The sequence below is a fragment of the Clostridium gelidum genome, assembly GCF_019977655.1.
Lineage (GTDB): Bacteria > Bacillota > Clostridia > Clostridiales > Clostridiaceae > Clostridium > Clostridium gelidum.
In genome coordinates, this window is record NZ_AP024849.1 from 643810 (window position 1) to 662105 (window position 18296).

At 30.2% G+C, this 18296-nt stretch carries 18 protein-coding genes, 7 tRNA genes and 1 riboswitch; of the genes, 23 read left to right on the forward strand and 2 right to left on the reverse strand.

The genetic code is table 11. From position 1 onward, the window contains the following. Genes psyc5s11_RS03065 through atpC form a run of 8 tightly spaced genes read left to right on the forward strand, consistent with a single transcriptional unit; the run spans position 1 to position 6260 of the window. Entirely contained in the window at positions 1-681 is a 681-nt protein-coding gene (locus psyc5s11_RS03065; protein WP_224036175.1) for a F0F1 ATP synthase subunit A, read from the forward strand. 42 nt (positions 682-723) lie between these two features. Next, positions 724-939 (forward strand): ATP synthase F0 subunit C, encoded by a 216-nt coding sequence (gene atpE, locus psyc5s11_RS03070; RefSeq protein WP_224036176.1) that lies wholly within the window; start codon positions 724-726, stop codon positions 937-939. A 53-nt stretch (positions 940-992) separates the two neighbouring features. Then, complete coding sequence (locus psyc5s11_RS03075) at positions 993-1472, forward strand: F0F1 ATP synthase subunit B (protein WP_224036177.1); 480 nt, start codon at positions 993-995, stop codon at positions 1470-1472. Between the two features lies 1 nt (position 1473). After that, positions 1474-2013 (forward strand): F0F1 ATP synthase subunit delta, encoded by a 540-nt coding sequence (locus tag psyc5s11_RS03080; RefSeq protein ID WP_224036178.1) that lies wholly within the window; start codon positions 1474-1476, stop codon positions 2011-2013. A gap of 10 nt (positions 2014-2023) precedes the next feature. Continuing rightward, a complete protein-coding gene (gene atpA / locus psyc5s11_RS03085) occupies positions 2024-3538 on the forward strand; it encodes a F0F1 ATP synthase subunit alpha (protein ID WP_224036179.1) in 1515 nt (504 codons plus the stop codon). A gap of 40 nt (positions 3539-3578) precedes the next feature. Then, positions 3579-4430: an ATP synthase F1 subunit gamma gene (atpG, locus tag psyc5s11_RS03090; RefSeq protein ID WP_224036180.1), complete on the forward strand. Its 852-nt coding sequence runs from the start codon at positions 3579-3581 to the stop codon at positions 4428-4430. Between the two features lie 14 nt (positions 4431-4444). After that, on the forward strand, positions 4445-5836 hold the full coding sequence (gene atpD / locus psyc5s11_RS03095; RefSeq protein WP_224036181.1) for a F0F1 ATP synthase subunit beta: 1392 nt from the start codon (positions 4445-4447) through the stop codon (positions 5834-5836). A gap of 13 nt (positions 5837-5849) precedes the next feature. Continuing rightward, positions 5850-6260, forward strand: a complete 411-nt coding sequence (atpC, locus tag psyc5s11_RS03100) for an ATP synthase F1 subunit epsilon (RefSeq protein ID WP_224036182.1) — start codon at positions 5850-5852, stop codon at positions 6258-6260. Positions 6261-6433: 173 nt separating this feature from the next. On the opposite strand, the gene psyc5s11_RS03105 is transcribed toward atpC, so the two are convergent. Continuing rightward, a complete protein-coding gene (locus psyc5s11_RS03105) occupies positions 6434-8044 on the reverse strand; it encodes an IS1182 family transposase (protein ID WP_224036183.1) in 1611 nt (536 codons plus the stop codon). A gap of 259 nt (positions 8045-8303) precedes the next feature. On the opposite strand from psyc5s11_RS03105, the gene psyc5s11_RS03110 reads away from it, so the two are divergent. From psyc5s11_RS03110 to mreB, 6 genes are all read left to right on the forward strand, one after another. Beyond that, positions 8304-8954, forward strand: a complete 651-nt coding sequence (locus tag psyc5s11_RS03110) for a hypothetical protein (RefSeq protein ID WP_224036184.1) — start codon at positions 8304-8306, stop codon at positions 8952-8954. A gap of 171 nt (positions 8955-9125) precedes the next feature. Beyond that, positions 9126-10388 carry a UDP-N-acetylglucosamine 1-carboxyvinyltransferase gene (gene murA, locus psyc5s11_RS03115; protein ID WP_224036185.1) on the forward strand — a complete coding sequence of 421 codons (1263 nt, stop codon included), beginning with the start codon at positions 9126-9128 and terminating at the stop codon, positions 10386-10388. Between the two features lie 266 nt (positions 10389-10654). After that, entirely contained in the window at positions 10655-11701 is a 1047-nt protein-coding gene (gene spoIID, locus psyc5s11_RS03120) for a stage II sporulation protein D (RefSeq protein ID WP_224036186.1), read from the forward strand. A 337-nt stretch (positions 11702-12038) separates the two neighbouring features. Further along, positions 12039-12773 (forward strand): M23 family metallopeptidase, encoded by a 735-nt coding sequence (locus psyc5s11_RS03125; protein ID WP_224036187.1) that lies wholly within the window; start codon positions 12039-12041, stop codon positions 12771-12773. A gap of 134 nt (positions 12774-12907) precedes the next feature. Beyond that, a complete protein-coding gene (gene spoIIID, locus psyc5s11_RS03130; RefSeq protein WP_224036188.1) occupies positions 12908-13162 on the forward strand; it encodes a sporulation transcriptional regulator SpoIIID in 255 nt (84 codons plus the stop codon). 79 nt (positions 13163-13241) lie between these two features. Then, complete coding sequence (gene mreB, locus psyc5s11_RS03135) at positions 13242-14276, forward strand: rod shape-determining protein (RefSeq protein WP_224036189.1); 1035 nt, start codon at positions 13242-13244, stop codon at positions 14274-14276. Between the two features lie 58 nt (positions 14277-14334). On the opposite strand, the gene yyaC is transcribed toward mreB, so the two are convergent. Beyond that, positions 14335-14871: a spore protease YyaC gene (gene yyaC / locus psyc5s11_RS03140; RefSeq protein WP_224036190.1), complete on the reverse strand. Its 537-nt coding sequence runs from the start codon at positions 14869-14871 to the stop codon at positions 14335-14337. A gap of 99 nt (positions 14872-14970) precedes the next feature. Here yyaC and psyc5s11_RS03145 point away from each other — a divergent pair, with 99 nt between their 5' ends. The 9 genes from psyc5s11_RS03145 (at position 14971) to metK (ending at position 18119) form a co-directional block, all read left to right on the forward strand. Continuing rightward, the gene (locus psyc5s11_RS03145) at positions 14971-15387 is read left to right on the forward strand and encodes a hypothetical protein (RefSeq protein WP_224036191.1); all 417 of its coding nucleotides are present in this window, start codon (positions 14971-14973) and stop codon (positions 15385-15387) included. 144 nt (positions 15388-15531) lie between these two features. Then, a tRNA-Tyr gene (locus psyc5s11_RS03150) sits at positions 15532-15615 on the forward strand. A 7-nt stretch (positions 15616-15622) separates the two neighbouring features. Continuing rightward, a tRNA-Val gene (locus tag psyc5s11_RS03155) sits at positions 15623-15698 on the forward strand. A gap of 71 nt (positions 15699-15769) precedes the next feature. Then, a tRNA-Thr gene (locus tag psyc5s11_RS03160) sits at positions 15770-15844 on the forward strand. A gap of 60 nt (positions 15845-15904) precedes the next feature. Further along, positions 15905-15988 (forward strand) — tRNA-Tyr (locus psyc5s11_RS03165). Positions 15989-15995: 7 nt separating this feature from the next. Next, positions 15996-16071 (forward strand) — tRNA-Val (locus psyc5s11_RS03170). 71 nt (positions 16072-16142) lie between these two features. Further along, a tRNA-Thr gene (locus psyc5s11_RS03175) sits at positions 16143-16217 on the forward strand. Between the two features lie 60 nt (positions 16218-16277). Further along, positions 16278-16361 (forward strand) — tRNA-Tyr (locus psyc5s11_RS03180). A gap of 230 nt (positions 16362-16591) precedes the next feature. Next, a riboswitch (SAM riboswitch) is annotated at positions 16592-16691 on the forward strand. Between the two features lie 252 nt (positions 16692-16943). Beyond that, positions 16944-18119, forward strand: a complete 1176-nt coding sequence (metK, locus tag psyc5s11_RS03185) for a methionine adenosyltransferase (RefSeq protein ID WP_224036192.1) — start codon at positions 16944-16946, stop codon at positions 18117-18119. The last annotated feature ends 177 nt before the right edge of the window (positions 18120-18296 follow it).

Sequence of the window (18296 nt, forward strand, 5' to 3'; positions counted from 1 at the left end):
TTGGAGCCCATTTTACCTATATTTTCTAAAGACATTGGTAGCTTTACATTTAATCTTACAACAAGCATAGTAATAGAATGGATTGTTATTTTGATTTTAGGGATAGGTGCTTTTCTATTAACAAAAAATCTAAAGTTAAAACCTAGTAAAACACAATCAGCTTTAGAAAAAATTTATCAATCTATACGTGACCTCGTAGTGAATATTATGGGGGAAGAGTATGAATCATTTTTACCTTACATAGGAACGCTAATGATTTATTTACTAATTTTAAATTTTACTGGATTAATAGGTATTGAACCACCTACAGCAGATTTAAGCGTAACCGTATCATTTGCAATAGTTACTTTCTTAGTTGTGAATCTAAATGCTATTAAGAGAAATGGACTTTTGGGATATGGAAAGGGATTAGTGCATCCATTTGCATTTATGCTACCAATTAATATAATGGAGAGATTTGTACTTCTAGTATCATTATCACTTCGGCTTTTTGGTAACATGGTTGCAGCAGTAGTACTAGTGAAATTAGTATATTCAGCACTAGGGTCAATGGGAATGCTTGCTCAATTTGGTTCGCCAATATTTGTACATCTATATTTTGATTTGTTTGATGGAGCAATTCAAATGATAGTCTTTGCAATGCTGACTATGATCAATATTAAAGTAATAGGAGAACACTAAAAATTAGACTAGGTTAATTATTATTTTGAGGAGGAATTATTAATGAATTTATCAGTTCTAGCAGCTGGAATAGCTGTATTATCAGGAATTGGAGCAGGAATAGGTATTGGAATAGCGACAGGAAAGGCAGCAGAAGCTGTTGGTAGACAACCAGAAGCATCTGGAAAAATTCAAACTATGTTAATCTTAGGAGCAGCACTTTCAGAAGCAACAGCAATTTACGGGTTAATCATAGCATTAATAGCAATAACTAAATAATAAATTCGCATGAGTTAATTATGTTGACTCCGAAGGGAGGATATAGGTAAAAAATGGATATAGAGAAATCGACGCTAATAATGAATTGGGTCAACTTTGGTATTATAATTCTGATTATGAAATATTTCTTTTGGGATAAGCTAAAAGGAATAATTGCAGAAAGACAAAATTATGTAGATGCTAAGTTATCCAAGGCAGATGAGGATTCTGAAAAAGCTAGAATGTATTTGCTTAAAAATGAAAGTATATTACAATCTGCTAAAGAAGAAGGTAAAAAGATTACTGAAAGACAAAAGCAAAAAGGCGATAAAGTTTATGAAGAAATCATTGATGATGCCAAGAATGAAGCAATTTCATTAAAAGAAAGAGCTAAGTTAGAAATTGAAAGAGAAAAAGAAAAAGCTGAATATGAAATCAAAAAGCAAGCAGTATATTTAGCAGTAGAACTTTCAATTAAAGCATTAGAACAAAAAATTGATGAAGATACTCATAGAAAACTTATAGGTGATTTTATTGCTAAGGTAGGTATGTAATATGTATGAATATTTAGATAGGCGATATGCCTTAGCTATTTATGAAGTCGCTGAAGAAAAAGGCAAAGTTGATGAATATTTAAAAGATTTAAGAGAAATATGTGATTTGTTTGACAATAATAAAGATTTTTATGAGGTGATTAAACATCCTAAAATTAATACAATAAAAAAGAAAGAAATTTTTACTGATTTATTTAAAGGAAGAATTGACGATGAATTACTTTCTTTTATGATTATATTAATTGAAAAAAATAGAATACTTTATTTAAAAGAAAAACTGAATGAAATGGAAAAAATTGATCTGGAAAGAAAAAATATTATAAAAGGTGTAGTTAAAACTGCTATACCAATTTTACCAGATGAATTAGAAAAATTAAAACTTATTTTTGAAGATAAGTATGATAAGACTATTAGGTTCGATACTGAAGTAGACAAAAATCTTTTAGGTGGAGTTTATGTAAAAATTGGAAATGATGTTATTGATGATACTATTAAATCAAAGATAGAAGAAATGAAAGTTTTAATGCTTAAGAAGGAATAGAGGTGAATCCATGAATATTAAACCAGAAGAAATAACTTCTATCATAAAAAAAGAAATAGAAAAATATGAAAAAGAAATTCAAACAGTAGATTCTGGTACTATAATCACAATTGGTGATGGAGTTTCAAGAGTTTATGGATTAGATAATTGTATGGAAGGGGAATTGCTAGAATTCCCTAATGAAGTATATGGGATGGTTTTAAATCTTGAACAAGATAACGTTGGCTGCGTACTTTTAGGAGAAGAAAAGGGAATAAAAGAAGGCGATATCGTTAAAGGAACTGGTAAGGTAGTTGAAGTTCCAGTTGGAGAAAAATTACTTGGTAGAGTTGTTAATGCATTAGGAATACCTATAGACGGTAAGGGACCAGTAATTACATCTGAAACTAGACCTATTGAAATTCATGCTCCTAGTATAATAGATAGAAGCTCAGTTAATGAACCATTACAAACAGGAATTAAAGCAATTGACTCAATGATTCCAATTGGTAGAGGACAAAGAGAACTTATAATAGGAGACAGGCAAACTGGTAAAACAGCAATAGGTACAGATACTATCATAAATCAAAAAGGTAAAGGTGTTATCTGCATATATGTAGCTATCGGTCAAAAACAATCTACAGTAGCTAATATAGTGAATACTTTCACTGAAATGGGTGCTATGGATTATACTATCGTAGTTAGTTCTACAGCATCAGAATCTGCACCATTACAATATATTGCTCCATATGCTGGATGTAGTATGGGAGAGTATTTTATGCATCAAGGAAAAGATGTATTAATTGTATACGATGATCTTTCTAAACATGCAGTAGCGTACAGAGCAATGTCACTACTACTTAAGAGACCACCAGGTAGAGAGGCTTATCCAGGAGATGTTTTCTATATTCATTCAAGATTACTTGAAAGAGCAGCCAAATTATCGAAAGAATTAGGTAGTGGATCATTAACAGCTCTTCCAATTATAGAAACTCAAGCTGGAGATGTTACAGCTTATATACCAACTAATGTTATATCAATTACAGATGGACAAATATTCCTAGAATCCGATTTATTCTTTGCAGGACAAAGACCAGCTGTAAATGCAGGTATATCAGTATCAAGAGTTGGTGGTAATGCACAAATTAAAGCTATGAAACAAGTTAGTGGTACATTAAGACTAGAACTTGCACAATACAGAGAATTAGAAGCTTTTTCTCAATTTGGATCTGATTTAGATAACGATTCTAGTAGAAGACTTCAAAAAGGTAAGAGACTAGTTGAAATATTAAAGCAAGATCAATATAGCCCACTAGAAGTTGGAAAACAAATTGCAATATTATATGCTGCAGTTAATGATTTCTTATCAGACATTAAGGTTGGCGATATAAAAAAATTCGAAAAAGAATATTTAGAATATTTAGATACTCATCATAGAGAAATTGAAAAATCAATTATTACAGGAAAAACTTTAACTGATGAAATAAAATCTGAGTTAGAGGAAGCAATAGTTGAATTTAAAAAGGTATTTTTACAAGAAGCATAGCTTAAATTTGAGCTATGCCCTTCTTTAGGAGGTGAAAATCATGGGTGCAGCTGGACTTCTTGATATTAAAAAAAGAATTAAGTCAGTAGAAAATACAAAAAAAATTACAAATGCCATGGGGCTTGTTGCCACTTCAAAGCTTAGAAAATCTAGAAAAGAATTATTAGTAAATAATAAGTTTATTGAATCAACTGAACCAATAGTGAAAAATCTTGCAACAAGTGCTTCAGAAGAGGGTGCTAATATTTATTTTGATGGAAATAAAAGTGAAAATAAATTATATGTAGTAATGACATCTGATTCAGGATTATGTGGTGGATTCAATGGTAATGTAGTATCGTACTTAGGAACTTTAATTGGAGATAAAAAAAGCAATGCTAAAATTATTGTAGTTGGAAACAGAGGAATTGGTTATGTTAAAAGGGCTAAATTTGATACTGTAGGAGAATATGTTGATATTTCAGATTTACCTACAGTAAGAGAAGCAAAAGTAATATTTGATAAAGCTCTTCAAATGTTTATCAATGAGGAAGTTTCAGAAGTAAATATTGTGTATTCAAATTTTATATCACCAGTTAGACAAGAAACAAAAGTAGATAAAATTTTACCTATAGAAAAAATTGAAGGCAAAATAAATAAAAGTCTTATTGAGCCGAATTTAGAATTGGTATTAGAAGATGCTCTTAATATTTATCTAAAAGGAAAAATCAGAGGTATTTTATTAAGTTCTAAATGTAGTGAACAAAGTTCAAGAATGACGGCTATGGATGGAGCTACAAAAAATGCAAATGATTTATTGTCTGATTTAAAACTTAAATATAATAGAATTAGACAAGGTGCTATTACAGCCGAAATAAGTGAAATTGTTGGAGGAGCGGCAGCTCAAAAATAGTAAGGAGGTATCTTATGCCTGGAAAGATAGGAAAAGTAGTTCAAGTAATTGGACCGGTAATAGATATAAAGTTTGATTCAGATTCTCTTCCTAATTTATATAATGCAATTATTATTATGATGGGAGATCATGAATTAGTAGCTGAAGTTGAGCAACATGTTGGAGACGATATAGTTAGGACAATTGCCATGTCAGCTACAGAAGGCTTAAAAAGAGGAATGGATGCTGTTGATACAGGAAGTCCTATTTCTGTTCCAGTAGGTGAAGAAGTACTCGGAAGATTGTTTAATGTTTTAGGAGAGCCTATTGATAATTGTGGAGAAGTAAATATAAAGGAAAGATATCCAATTCATAGACCAGCTCCTGCATTTAAAGATCTAGCAGTTGAGCCAGAGATGTTTGAAACAGGAATTAAGGTTGTAGATTTACTTGCACCATATCAAAAAGGTGGTAAGATAGGTCTATTTGGAGGAGCTGGAGTTGGTAAAACAGTTTTAATCCAAGAATTAATAAACAATATAGCTAAAGAACATGGTGGATTATCAGTATTTACTGGAGTTGGTGAAAGATCAAGAGAAGGTAATGATTTATATCATGAAATGATGGAATCAGGAGTTATCAGTAAAACTGCATTGGTATTTGGACAAATGAATGAACCACCAGGTGCTAGAATGAGAGTTGCATTAACTGGTTTAACTATGGCAGAATACTTTAGAGATAAAGGTCAAGATGTATTATTATTCATAGATAACATATTCAGATATACTCAAGCAGGTTCTGAAGTTTCAGCATTACTTGGAAGAACACCTTCAGCAGTTGGATACCAACCAACACTTGCAACTGAAATGGGAGCATTACAAGAAAGAATTACATCAACAGTTAATGGTTCTATTACATCAGTTCAAGCTGTATATGTTCCAGCAGATGACTTAACAGATCCAGCACCAGCAACAACATTCTCACATCTAGATGCAACAACAGTTTTATCTAGAAGTATAGCTGAACTTGGTATATATCCTGCAGTAGATCCACTAGAATCTACATCAAGGATATTAGATCCAAGAATAGTTGGAGAAGAGCACTATAAAGTAGCTTCGGATGTTAAGAATGTTCTTCAAAAATATAAAGAATTACAAGATATTATAGCTATCTTAGGTGTAGATGAATTAGGAGATGACGATAAGGCAGTTGTAGCTAGAGCAAGAAGAATACAAAGGTTCTTATCTCAATCATTTACAGTTGCTGAACAATTTACTGGAATGAAAGGTAAATATGTTCCGATAAAAGAAACAATAAGAGGATTTAAAGAAATTCTTGAAGGTAAATATGATACTTTGCCAGAATCAGCATTCTTATTTGCAGGATCTATTGACGATGTTATAGAAAAAGCAAAAAGTTTAGGATAGGGGATGAGCAATAATGGCTAGTACCTTTTTACTAAAAATTATTACACCAAATCATGAGGTTTATAATAGCGAAGTTGAAAAAGTATTTTTAAAAAATACTGATGGAGACTTTGAAGTATTAGCAAGCCATGAAAATATGATATCAAGTACTATACCTTGTATTGCTAAATTTAAAGATTCTAAGGGCGTTGAAGATCAATTATTTATTTCAACATCAATCGTGCATATTACTACAAATGAAATGACAATATGTAGTGATGCGGCTGAATTTGAAGAAGATATTGATGAAATAAGAGCAGAAGAAGCAATGACAAGAGCAAAAAAAAGGCTAGAGGAAGCTGATAAGTATAATAAAGATAGAGCAGAATCAGCATTATCTAGAGCGAAACAAAGGTTAATATTAAAGAAATCTAATAATAAATAGAATTTAATAAAAATTAAAGGGAGTGTCGCAAAATGATTGATTTTCGATCAGGAGCGATGCTCCTTTTCGATTCAAAGAAAGAAATCTCCCCAAAATTGAAATATCAAATCAATTTTGGGGAGATTTCTGAATTTCAAGCGCACTCAAATAAGCCTACTTATTTTATTCCATAATTAGGCAGTAGATTTTAATTCATGAAGATGATTTTGGGTTCTTTCATTTTGTATTTTTGAATGCAATTTGTTAATGTTGTAGCCAAAACAAAGCAAAATAAATTCAGTTTTAACACTATTTTTTCCACGTGTTAAAAATCTATTGAATTCATAATCACTTTTTAGAACTCCAAATGCTCCTTCGACCTGAATAGATCTGTTCATTCTTAATTTAGTTCCAAATTCAGTTGTGATATTTCTATAAGATATTTCACGCTTTTCCACAAAAGTTTTTGAAACTTGCATCTTTCTATTTCCTTTTGCTTTCGTGCACTTCGATTTATGAGCACAGTTATCACAACTTTCACACTCATAGATAGTAGCCTCTGATTTGTATCCACTGGCGGATTTTCTATTAATAATAGAGGTCGGAATCAACTTTCTACCATTATGGCAAATATATAAATCTGATTCTGCATCATATTTCATGTTTTCACGTTTACTAATATCATTTTTAAAACTTCTTTTTTTCCACTTTTCATAAGTTTGTGGTTTTATATACGGAGTTTGATTGTTAGATTCTAAAAATAAATAGTTCTCCTCACTTTCGTAACCAGAATCTGCAATTACATTAAGATATTTATACCCAATTTTTTCTTGCATATTATTAAGCATAGGTATTAATGTTGCTATATCATTTCTATCATCAAATATTCCGACCCCGGTTACGTATTCACTTTCAACTGCGATTTGTGCATTATATGCAGGTTTCAATTGACCATTTCTCATATGGTCATCTTTCATACGCATAAAAGTTGCATCTGTATCAGTTTTAGAATAACTATTTCTTTTTGATAATATGTTTTTACTGAAATTATATTTTTCTTGTCTTTCTTTATATTCAAATAGTTGCTCTATCCATTTCTGAATTGCAGTTTTTCTTTTACCAATACCGTGAACAAACTCTATGTTTCTTTTATCTTTTTCATATAAAAGCCATTCGAGAATTTTATCAATATCATCTATCAATGTTTCTTTTTTAGCAATAAAGTCTCTCGATTCTTCAAGATTGATATTTTCAGCAAGAGTAAGAATCTTATCAAACATTTTTGCCTCATTTTTATAAATGGATTTCTTCCAAACAAAAGTATAACGATTGGCATTCGCTTCGATTTTAGTACCATCAATAAATACATTTTCAAATAATATTTCATTTTGAGCTGCTAGATATTTAACTTGTTGATAAAATAAATCTTCAATTACTTCATTTGAAAGATATTCTTTACGGAATCTACTAATGGTAGCATGATCAGGTGCTTTATAGCCTTGAAGTAGCCACTTGAAATTTATATCTCTTTTGCATGCTTTCTCTATTTTTCTACTAGAATAAACATTTTGAGAATAAGCATACGATACTATTTTGAACATGATTTTTGGTTCCACTGCCGGTTTTCTTCCAACGGAAGAGTACGCCTGATACAACTTTGTATAATTTAATCCCTCCAATATATGGCTTAGCAAGCGGACTGAATCATCTTCTGGTATTAAGTTTTCTAAATTTAATGGTAATATAAGTTGATAATTATCATTAAATTGATTATAATTTTTATTGTATAATTTGGTTTTTAACATAATTTAATTATACTAAAAATGTGAATTCTTTTGAATTCACATTTTTTATTTTTTTTATAAAAAAATGAGCTGCCACAAAACTAACTACGTTAGTTTTGCAACAGCCCCTTTAATTTTTTTATATTTTTATTCTAGATATTGACAATCTATCACAAAAATTTAATAAATTTATATTATATATATATAACTCGATATAAAGAGAATAAAAATTGAAAGAGATGTTCATAATTAAAAAAAGATAAATTAGGGGGGGATTACTATGAAGGTAAAATTCAGTATACTAATTTTTATATTATTATCTTTTTTTAATATTGGAGCTGTTTCGAAGGAAGTAATTAATTCTAAAAATTCATTTAGTGCTTTAGAAACAAATATAAGAAGTGTAAGTGAATTTCAAGAAAATGGTGTAAAACTTCAATATAAAACAAGAGATAATATTGAAAAAGAAAGTGATAGGATAAAACAATATTTAATTAAAAAGATAAATGGTGACTATAGAGAAATTAATAAAAATCAGTTTGAAACCTTTGATAATAATTTTCATACTAATATAAAACTGTGGTGTGAAGATAAATATACTTATGTTGAAATAACATTAATAAATGAAAATGCTAAGTATACAACAGTAGATTTGAAAAGTATACTTCAAAAATTAGAAGATCAAGAATCAGAAAACATACAATACTTATTTTACTATGAAGGAAAAGAAAAGGATCTGGATAATAATTATTCTATAGACAAATTAGCAAATGAAAACAATATACAAAAAATAAATTTATTAAGAATTAATAATGGTTATACAGGAAATGGATATTTAAGTAATGGAGAAAAAATTAATTTGGCAATAATTAGGTATAATACGGGATCTCATATAATAATTGGAACACCAATAATATTTGCAATATACTAAAGCATCTTTAAAAAGATCCAAGTAGATTGTTTGTTTTATATCATACTATTTGAGTGAATTTTGCTAATAGCTTGTGCTAGGTAAAATTCACGTATTTGCCTGATATAAAATATATTCCGAATATTTGGAATGTTATTTTAAGATGTCTAACAATTTAATATGGAGGATAATATGGAGAAAATAGTAGTTAAAGGAGTAAAAGAACTTAAGGGTGAAGTTGATATAAGCTGCGCAAAAAATTCGATTTTACCAATAATAGCAGCAACTATATTGTGTCCAGAATCTATAGTTATAGATAATGCACCTAGATTAGAAGATGTAGAAGTTATTTGCAAGTTATTAAGTGAATTAAACTGTGATGTTCATATTTCAAATTTGAATAATAAATTAACGATAGATACAAAGAATATAGTGGAAATGGATGCTAATGCAGAGCTTATGAGAAAAATGAGAGCATCATTTTTAATTATGGGACCTATGCTTGCTAGATTTGGGTATTGCAAATTATCACTACCGGGTGGATGCAATATAGGCAGTAGACCGATAGATTTGCACCTAAAAGGATTTAAGCTACTTGGAGCTGATGTCATAATAGGTCATGGATTTGTAGAAGTAAAAGCAAAAAAGATGATTGGAAGTAGAATATACTTAGATTTTCCTTCAGTTGGTGCAACAGAAAATATTATGATGGCATCAGTTTTTGCAGAAGGCACAACAATAATAGAAAATGCAGCGGAAGAACCAGAAATATGGGATCTAGCAAGATTTTTAAATAAGATGGGTGCTAAGATAAAAGGTGCAGGACTTGGCAAAATAACAATAGATGGGGTAAAAAGCTTAAAAGGAATAAATTATACGCCTATATATGACAGGATAGAAGCTGGAACATTTATGATAGCGGCTGCTATTACAAATAGCAAAATAAAGATTAACGGAGTAAATGAAGAGCATTTAAGGCCTGTAATAGAGAAATTAAAAGAGTGCGGAATTATTTTTAGTGATTATAAGAATGATTCTGTAATAGTAGATGGAAGAGGTCCTAAGAAACCATTAGATATAAAGACACTTCCATATCCAGGATTTCCAACTGATATGCAAGCTCAAATGATGAGCTTATTATCTGTAATTGAAGGAGTCAGTGTTATTACAGAAACAGTTTTTGAAAATAGATTTATGCATGTTGTTGAACTTAATAGAATGGGTGCGAATATAAAAATTGATGGCAGAATTGCTATAATTGAAGGAGTATCTAAATTTACAGGGTGTGAAGTTAGAGCAACAGATTTAAGAGCTGGAGCAGCGATGATACTAAGTGGATTAATAGCAGAAGGTAAAACAGAAATAAGTGATATTTATCATATTGATAGAGGCTATGTTAATATTGAGGACAAATTTAGAAGTTTGGGAGCAGAAATATACAGAATAGATGTATAAAAAAATAATAGACTTTTCAAAATTGATTAACTTAAAGTAAAGTTTTCAAATTTACTTAGAGATATATTTTTAATTAATGACTAATGCACAATGGGCGAATAAACTCACAGAGCAAGTTAGAAGAATGGAATAGAAAACCTAGATTCTTACATGTGAACGGTACATTGTGCATCCAAATTTAACATGCCATTTTTAAGTTAACATAATTATCATAATAATAAAACTAAAACATATACTTTATAGTGCATGTTTTAGGAGGTCGAGTAATGAAAATTACAAATATAAAAATTGATAGTAGCATAAAGATAATTACTATTATAACTTTAATTATTTTTGCTATATTAATAGTATTACCGTTAATTTTTTTAAGAGTAAGTAAAGAAAGTATTAATGTTTTTAATTTAAATAATAACAATATAGTTAATAGTTCGGAAATAATATTTCCGATTAACGGCAAAGTTAAAATTTATCGTAAAGAAGAAGATAAAATAGAGGAACTAGATTTAGAAGAATATATAATGGGAGTTGTAGCAAGCGAAGTTCCAGCAAATTTTAATGAAGAAGCTTTAAAAGCTCAGGCAATAGCTGCAAGGACATTTTATATGAATAGAAGAAACGATCCATGCAAAGATGCAAAAAATAAAGGTGCTGAAATTTGTGATACAACTAATTGCCAAGTATATATGAATAAAGAAGAGCGAATAGCTAAATGGAGTAGTAGTCAGGCGGAGATTAACTGGGATAAGATAAAAAAAGCAGTTCTAGATACAAAGTCTCAAGTTCTTACTTATGACGATTTAGTGTTAAAATATCCACAATTTTTTGCGATTAGTTCGGGTAAAACTGAAGATGCAAAGGATGTTTTTTCAATGGATGTACCCTACTTAAAATCTGAAGAAAGTAAAGGAGAAGAAATTGCACCTAAATATAAAACCACTATACAAATTCCTATAGGTGAATTTATAAATAAAATCAATGCAAAGTATTCTACTGCTAATTTAAAAAAAAGTAATTTATCGTTGCTAATTAAAATTGAAAGTTATACTGAATCAGGAAGCGTTAAAGAAATTAAAATTGGTGATAAGACATTAAAAGGAACTGAATTTAGAGAATTATTTAATTTAAATTCAACAAATTTCAAATTTGATTTTGAAAAAGATATAGTAAAAATAAATTGTATAGGTTATGGGCACGGGGTTGGAATGAGTCAATGGGGAGCAAATGCCATGGCACAAAATGGGGCGAAATATGATGAGATTCTTAAACATTACTATAGTGGAGTTGAAATTCAAAAAATAAAATTTACACCTTAGAAAAAAGTACCCACCGATAAAAAGTGTGAGTATAAAAAAGAACTTTTTAAGCGCAATTAAGAACTTTTAACATAAAGAAAACCTATGATTTGAAACATTAATTGTTAGTGTAAATTAATAACCTACTCAGATAGAAACACTATCTGTTTTTAGATAACTAAAAATAGATAGTGCTTCTATTTTTTTGTTTAGAAAATTTGGAATTGGATATAATCTAAACTAAATTAATAATATTTTAAATGGAAATCATAAATTTGGGATTATAAAAATACAATAAAAAAATATTTATGTATTATTTTTCATAAAAAGGGAACTATAACAATAGGAGGTGTTCATATTGGACAAAAATTTAAAAGAAAAGTTTAAAAATTTAATTAGGAAGGAGGGATTTTATATCGCTTTATTCCTTTGTCTTTGCATAATAGTTACTGTTGGAACTATTTCCTACAAAATGATTAGTAGTAAAAATGAAGTTAATAAAGTAGAAGAGATAAATAAAGATTTGACGTTGAACTCTAGCAATGAGGAAAAAACAATTAATGAGATTCCAAATGCAGAGAGAGTAGAAAAGGCTCCTGATACTAGCAAAAATAATGTTGATAAAACAAAGGCTGAAAAATCTACTACTGTAGCTACAACTAATACTATGAACTTTTCAAATCCTATAGAGGGTATTGAAAGTAGAAAGTATACTTACCCTGCACCAGTAAAGATGGAAGAAGGTGTTTATAGAACCATTAGAGGTGTGAATTTACAATCAAAAATAGGAACTGAAGTTAAGGCAGCAGCAGAAGGAATAGTAGAACTAATAGAAAATTCAGGTGTTGAAGAAGGCGTAGTTGTAGAAATTAAACATGCCAATGGATTAAAAACAAGATATGGAAATCTTGACTCAAACGTATTGGTAAAAAAAGGAGAAAAGGTTAAAGAAAATCAAGTGATTGCTAAAGTTGGAGACACTGCAAAGGTATTTAGTAAAGAAGTATTTGGAGAATTTTTAAATTTACAAGTAATTGATGCTAAGGGCGAGCAAGTTAATCCAGAAAAGTATTTTACATTAAAGTCCAAGTAAAATATTAGACATATAAAAAACAAATATTAGTCATTCATTTTAATTAAAATGAATGACTAATAAGAAAATAATTATTTGAATAAAAAAATTGTAAGATAAAAACTAATAAAAGATAAAATCAAGGAAGTGGTATTTTGAAAGATTATATTGAGGAAAGGGTATTAGATGTTGCAAAGTATATTATAGATTCAAAAGCTACAATAAGGAAAACAGCTAAAGTTTTTGGTGTTAGTAAAAGCACGATTCATAAAGATATGACAGAGAGACTTCTAAAAATCAATCCTGAAATTGCAGAAGAAACACATTTAATTTTAGAATTAAATAAGGCTGAACGACATATTCGAGGTGGAAAGGCTACACAAATGAAATATAAAATTATTGAATCTTAATAAAATTAAGTCTATAATATAATATTAGTAGAATTATGTAAACATAGGTATTAATATGTATTATAGGAGTGAATAAAAGATGTGCTTTTGGAGAACGGGGACAGACCTTGCAATTGACTTAGGGACAGCAACTGTACTAGTTTATGTGAAAGGTAAAGGGGTAATATTAAAAGAACCTTCTGTTGTAGCTATAAATAAAAATAATAATAAATTGTTGGCTATAGGGGAAGACGCAAGAAAAATGATAGGAAGAACCCCTGGAAATATAATTGCAGTAAGACCATTAAGAGATGGAGTTATTTCAGATTATGATATAACACAAAAGATGCTAAAAGAATTTATAAAGAAAGCATGTGGAAAACGAAATATTAGAGCACCTAAAGTGATTGTTTGTGTACCATCTCAAGCTACAGAAGTTGAAAAGAGAGCTGTTATTGATGCAGCGATGAACTCCGGTGCTAAGAAAGTTTATTTAATAGAGGAACCATTAGCAGCAGCTATTGGAGCTGGCTTGGATATTACTAAACCAAATGGATGTATGGTAGTAGACATCGGAGGCGGTACTTGTGATATTGCAGTTATTTCATTAGGTGGAGTAGTGGAAAGAGAATCAATAAAAGTAGCTGGCGATAAATTTGATGATGCTATAATAAAATATGTACGTAACGAATACAAATTGATGATAGGCGAAAAAACTGCTGAAGATTTAAAAATAAATATTGGTTCAGCGTTCAAAAATTCTAGGAACTTAGCATGCATGATGAAGGGAAGAAATCTTATAACAGGATTGCCAGATGAAATAGAAATTACGACAGAAGAAATAAGAAATGCAATAAAAGAGCCTATAGAAATTATAGTAGATACAGTAAAGAAAGTATTAGAAAAAACACCACCTGAGTTAGTTTCAGATATAATAGAAAGAGGAATAGTAATGACAGGTGGAGGAGCATTAATACATGGCTTAGATAAGCTTATAGAATTTAAAACAGGAGTGGTAACTACTGTTGCTGACGACTCTGTTGAATGTGTTGCTAAGGGAACTGGTAAAGTACTTAGTTATATAGATAAGCTAGATAGTGACGTAAATTCACAACAAATAGTTCTTATAGAATAATGTGTAAATAACAGTCGAAAAAATATATTTTTGACTGTTATTTATTTTTAAATGCCACTTAAATCATAGGGAACTGTCCACGATTTAAATTATAAGATTCGATAAATGCTCTAGATATAATTTTAGCCATGTTCATAATAAAAGAAAGTCGGATACTACGTGAAAAAAACAATTCAGAATTATTAATTGAATCGACAATACCTATAATTGATGCAATTCCAACCTCAGGAAGTTCTTTTCCAACTCCTTTGCCAGGGTGTATTGCATAGTCTCTTATACGAATTTCTCCGATATCTTCAGTATCACCTAAGCAAGCATCAACACCGATTATAGAGGCATTAGGATGATTAGAATATATTTCATCTAAACGTTCATCTATATTTAAGGCATGAATTGGAGTGGATAGAGTTCCGTAAACGGGTAGGGGGAAAAAGTTTTCTGTCAATATAGATCCAACTAAAGGACCTAAGCAATCTCCAATGCATTTGTCAGTGCCAATACAAACTATTACAGTATTTTTAGTGATGTAATCTTTGATTTCTAGAGTTAAGTTATAGGAGATGGTAGAGTTAACATTAATATCTTCTTTATTCAAGGATAGATACCCCCTTTATAAAATATATATATGAGAAATATAGAAAAAATAGTATAAAAAAATAATTTGTGGAAAATAATACTAAGAAAGGAGGTAAATATGAAAAAAAAATTAATATGTTTATTTTCAGTTTGTATAGTAATAACAAATATTTATTTAATATTTTATTGGGAGCCACAAAGTAAGTGTGTGACTCAAGAAGAGGTTAGTAAGGAAGCTGTATCTTATTCTCAAGCAGTATATAAATTTGATAAGAGAAAAGTATTAGAAAGATTATCATCTAATGATAAAAGAGACCTAGAAAAAATAATTAAAAAATTATCTGCATTTGATTTAGGAAAAATAAAAGAGTATTACGAAGATTATAATGATGAAGAAGGTGTAGTAAGTATTTTTACATTGTTAAGGCAAAGACTTACAACAGGAGATTACAAACAAATACATGAAATAAGCTCTTCATTTCTGGATTTAGAGCGGATTGATCAAAAGATAAAAAAAATAGGATCACTATATTAAACAAGAGTATTTTGCAGTAATTTAGAGAAAAAAAGACTTAATTTGACTAGATTGAGTGATATGGGAGTTGAAATAAAAGCTTTTTGAAGATATACTAATCATTGTTGATTGGTAATAAATCAATAGTTTTAAATAACTAAATATGGAGGAGTTCCCGAGTGGCCAAAGGGGGCAGACTGTAAATCTGTTACGTTAGTTTCGATGGTTCGAATCCATCTTCCTCCACCATTAAAATGGGCGCATAGCTCAGCTGGGAGAGCACCTGCCTTACAAGCAGGGGGTCACAGGTTCGAACCCTGTTGTGCCCACCATTTAAAACGAAGTTTATAACTATTACTTGTTAACTGTTAATTCTTAACTCTTACTCTTAACTAAACAATGTGCTGGCATGGCTCAACGGTAGAGCAGCTGACTTGTAATCAGCAGGTTGTAGGTTCGATTCCTATTGCCAGCTCCAGTAAGATAATGCAAGAAAATAGATAGGTGAAAAACTTGTATTATAACAACAATTAAATATGGAGGAGTTCCCGAGTGGCCAAAGGGGGCAGACTGTAAATCTGTTACGTTAGTTTCGATGGTTCGAATCCATCTTCCTCCACCATTAAAATGGGCGCATAGCTCAGCTGGGAGAGCACCTGCCTTACAAGCAGGGGGTCACAGGTTCGAACCCTGTTGTGCCCACCATTTAAAACAAAGTTTATAACTATTACTTGTTAACTGTTAATTCTTAACTCTTACTCTTAACTAAACAATGTGCTGGCATGGCTCAACGGTAGAGCAGCTGACTTGTAATCAGCAGGTTGTAGGTTCGATTCCTATTGCCAGCTCCAGTAAGATAATGCAAGAAAATAGATAGGTGAAAAACTTGCATTGTAATGACAATTAAATATGGAGGAGTTCCCGAGTGGCCAAAGGGGGCAGACTGTAAATCTGTTACGTTAGTTTCGATGGTTCGAATCCATCTTCCTCCACCAAGAAAAGAATAAACTTAGTTTATTCTTTTTTATTTGTCAACAAATAAAAAGAGCATATAACTATATGGGGTGTTTGAAGTTATATTTTTACTTAACAATAAGGAAAAATTAAATCAGAGAACAAAAAAATGTATAAAAACAAAAAACAATCATAGGACAAAAAGATTAATTTGAAATGTTGACTAATTATAAATTTTATGATAGAATACTGTTGAAAATTAAATATAGAACTCTTATCAAGAGAGGTGGAGGGAAAGGGCCCTATGAAACCCGGCAACCTGTATTATATAAGGTGCCAATTCCTGTAGATATATTTCTACGAGATAAGAAAAGGATTATTAAAATCGCACTCTTCTTATCGAAGGGTTTTTTTTATTTCAATTTATAAGTTTGTACAGACTTAAATTACGAAAGAATAATAAAAATTCCAAATGATTAGCAACAAATTTGTAATTATATAACAATATAGTATTTAATCGCGAGTAAAGCTATATTACATTTTAAAAGTTAAGCATATATATTTTGTTAAGAGAAAATAAAATTATAAGAAATGATAAAAAGTTAAGTTGAGGGGAGAAAAGTATGAAAAAGTTATTTACTTCAGAATCAGTTACAGAAGGACATCCAGATAAGATGTGTGACCAAATTTCAGATGGTATTTTAGATGCTATTTTAGCAAGAGATCCACTTGCTAGAGTTGCTTGTGAAACATGCACAACTACAGGTATGGTTATGGTAATGGGAGAAATATCAACAAATTGTTATGTTGATATTCCTAAAGTAGTTAGAGAAACTGTAAGAGAAATTGGATATGATAGAGCTAAGTATGGCTTTGATTGTGACACTTGTTCCGTTATTACAGCAATAGATGAACAATCAGCAGATATTGCTATGGGTGTAAATGAAGCATTTGAATCTAGAGCAGGTGAAAAGGATGATGTTGAAGCAGTTGGAGCTGGAGATCAAGGTATGATGTTTGGTTTTGCAACTAATGAAACAGAAGAATTTATGCCACTTCCAATATTTATGGCTCATAAATTATCAAGAAAGCTTACAGAAGTAAGAAAGAACAACACATTAAGTTATTTAAGACCAGATGGTAAAACTCAAGTTACTGTTGAATATGAAGACAATAAACCAAAGAGAATTGATACCATTGTAATATCTACACAACATGATGAAAAAGTTACTTTAAAACAAATTCAAGAAGATCTAAAAAAATATGTAATTCAAGCTGTTGTACCAGCAGAATTATTAGATGATGAAACTAAATATTTCATTAATCCAACAGGAAGATTTGTTGTTGGAGGACCTCAAGGAGATTCAGGATTAACTGGAAGAAAGATAATTGTTGACACATATGGTGGATATGGTAGACATGGTGGTGGAGCTTTCTCAGGAAAAGATCCAACAAAGGTAGATAGATCAGCTGCATATGCTGCAAGATGGGTAGCTAAGAATTTAGTTGCTGCAGGAGTTGCTGACAAGTTAGAAATCCAATTAGCATATGCAATAGGTGTTGCAAAGCCGGTTTCTATTGAAGTAGATACTTTTGGAACAGGAAAAATTGGAGAAGATAAGGTAGCTGAAATAGTAGAAAAAGTATTTGACTTAAGACCAGGAGCTATAATAAGAGATCTTGACTTAAGAAGACCAATCTACAAACAAACAGCTGCTTATGGACATTTTGGAAGAAATGATCTTAACTTACCATGGGAGCAATTAAATAAAGTAGAAGAAATAAAAAAATATTTATAGAATAATATAAGAGCTGTCTCAAATTTATTTTGAGACAGCTCTTTTTAGATACATAGGAACTTTTACAATGCAAAATTAAGGAACAAATTCTCTACAGATTAAAAAATAAGTAGATATAAGAAAATAATCGGTAATGGACAACGAGCAATGTTTAATTATTTTAAAGTATATATATAT

Excerpts from the sequence above, each read along its gene's own strand:
- atpE (WP_224036176.1), top strand. The coding sequence starts at position 724 with ATGAATTTATCAGTTCTAGCAGCTGGAATAGCTGTATTATCAGGAATT.
- psyc5s11_RS03075 (WP_224036177.1), top strand. The coding sequence starts at position 993 with ATGGATATAGAGAAATCGACGCTAATAATGAATTGGGTCAACTTTGGT.
- psyc5s11_RS03080 (WP_224036178.1), top strand. The coding sequence starts at position 1,474 with ATGTATGAATATTTAGATAGGCGATATGCCTTAGCTATTTATGAAGTC.
- atpA (WP_224036179.1), top strand. The coding sequence starts at position 2,024 with ATGAATATTAAACCAGAAGAAATAACTTCTATCATAAAAAAAGAAATA.
- atpG (WP_224036180.1), top strand. The coding sequence starts at position 3,579 with ATGGGTGCAGCTGGACTTCTTGATATTAAAAAAAGAATTAAGTCAGTA.
- atpD (WP_224036181.1), top strand. The coding sequence starts at position 4,445 with ATGCCTGGAAAGATAGGAAAAGTAGTTCAAGTAATTGGACCGGTAATA.
- atpC (WP_224036182.1), top strand. The coding sequence starts at position 5,850 with ATGGCTAGTACCTTTTTACTAAAAATTATTACACCAAATCATGAGGTT.
- psyc5s11_RS03105 (WP_224036183.1), bottom strand. The coding sequence starts at position 8,044 with ATGTTAAAAACCAAATTATACAATAAAAATTATAATCAATTTAATGAT.
- psyc5s11_RS03110 (WP_224036184.1), top strand. The coding sequence starts at position 8,304 with ATGAAGGTAAAATTCAGTATACTAATTTTTATATTATTATCTTTTTTT.
- murA (WP_224036185.1), top strand. The coding sequence starts at position 9,126 with ATGGAGAAAATAGTAGTTAAAGGAGTAAAAGAACTTAAGGGTGAAGTT.
- spoIID (WP_224036186.1), top strand. The coding sequence starts at position 10,655 with ATGAAAATTACAAATATAAAAATTGATAGTAGCATAAAGATAATTACT.
- mreB (WP_224036189.1), top strand. The coding sequence starts at position 13,242 with ATGTGCTTTTGGAGAACGGGGACAGACCTTGCAATTGACTTAGGGACA.
- psyc5s11_RS03145 (WP_224036191.1), top strand. The coding sequence starts at position 14,971 with ATGAAAAAAAAATTAATATGTTTATTTTCAGTTTGTATAGTAATAACA.
- metK (WP_224036192.1), top strand. The coding sequence starts at position 16,944 with ATGAAAAAGTTATTTACTTCAGAATCAGTTACAGAAGGACATCCAGAT.